The 1,493-nt window shown below is 69.0% G+C and carries 1 protein-coding gene and 1 pseudogene; both read right to left on the bottom strand.

Features of this window, described 5'->3' with window-relative positions; translation table 11 throughout:
* A partial coding sequence (locus ACSFA3_RS23005; protein ID WP_435507769.1) for an ATP-dependent DNA ligase occupies positions 1–934 on the bottom strand: 934 nt, incomplete at its 3' end.
* Positions 931–1,493: pseudogene (locus ACSFA3_RS23000) on the bottom strand (DNA ligase-associated DEXH box helicase); the annotation flags it as partial. The gene ACSFA3_RS23005 and the pseudogene ACSFA3_RS23000, both read right to left, overlap by 4 nt.

The raw sequence follows: 1,493 nt of genomic DNA, 5'->3' as shown, positions 1-1,493 counted from the left end.
CGATGCGCTGCTGCAGCTCGGCAAAGGGCTGCACGCGGTCGTCGCGCCACACGACGATCTCGCCGTCGAGCACGGTGCCGTCGGGCAGGGCCTCGCCGAGGACGGCAAGCTCGGGGAAGCGCTCCGTCACCAGCTCTTCGCCGCGCGACCACAGCCACACGACGCCCGCACGCTTGATGAGCTGCGCGCGGATGCCGTCCCACTTCCATTCCACGATCCAGTCGGACGACGGCCCCAGCGCCGCATCGAACTGTTCGAGTGGCAGGTTGAACGGATGCGCGAGGAAGAAGGGGTACGGCTGGCCGCTGGTCTTCTGCACCTGCTCGGCGCCCGACTCGGGGGCGATGAGCGTGCGGTAGTCATCGGCCCGTGGCCGCGCGCCGATGTGCGTGTAGCCCATGAGCCGCTGCGCGACGCGCTTGGCATCGATGCCGCCGACCGCGGCGAGCGCCTGCGTGACCTGCAGCTTCGACACGCCGACGCGGAACGCACCGGTGATGAGCTTGAAATACACCAGCCGCTCTTCGGCCGCGAGCTGCCGCCATTGCGCGCGCAGGCGGTCGGCAAGCTGCTCGGGCGAGGTCTTTGCGGCTTCGCGCAGCGGCAGCAGATGCTGCTCGACCCAGCTTGCGAGGCCAAGATCGTGCGCCTCGCTTGGCGGCGGCAACAGGAGTGCGATGGTTTCGGCGAGATCGCCCACGGCGTCGTAGCTTTCGTCAAACAGCCACTCGGGCAGGCCCGCCGCTTCCTGTGCGAGCGAGCGCAGCAGCTTGGTGGGCACGAGCTGGCGCGGCTTGCCGCCGGCGAGGAAGTAGACGGCCCATGCGGCATCGGCTGCATCGGCCTCGCGCAGGTAGCGCTGCAGTGCCGCCTGCTTGGCGAGACTCGACGTGCTGGCGTCGAGATCACGGTAGAGAGCGGCGAAGGCTTTCATGCCCCTGCCTCCTGATCGTCTTCGTCGCCGTACTCCGTCTTGAAGGCTGGCGCGTCGAGCCCGTTCTCGGTGAGCCATCGCACCATCACCTGCACGCTGCCATGCGTGACGAACACGCGCTCCGCACCTGTGCCCGCAATCGCCTGCTGCAAGCCGGGCCAGTCGGCATGGTCGGACATCACGAAGCCCCGGTCCACGCCGCGCCGCCGCCGGGTGCCGCGCAGTTGCATCCATCCGCTCGCGAACGCATCGGCGTAGTTGCCGAAGCGCTTCATCCACGGCGAGCCTTGCGCGGAGGGTGGTGCGAGCACCAGCGCGCGCTTCAGCAACGCGGCATCGACGCCTTCATCGCTCACACGCAAGGTAGGCGGCAATGCGACGCCCGCCGCTCGGTACACGGCGTTGAGCGGCTCCACCGCCCCGTGCACGACGATCGGCCCGATGCTCGCGTCCACCCCGTGCAGGATGCGCTGCGCCTTGCCAAAGGCATAGCAGAACAGCACCGACGCGCGGCCCTCGTCGGCATTGCGGCGCCACCAGTCGTCGATCTCCGCGAAGA

Source organism: Variovorax glucosi, assembly GCF_051216695.1.
In the GTDB taxonomy this organism is placed as follows: Bacteria; Pseudomonadota; Gammaproteobacteria; order Burkholderiales; family Burkholderiaceae_C; genus Variovorax.
Note: the sequence above shows the minus strand (reverse complement) of the source record. Positions and strands in the feature narration are given on the sequence as shown.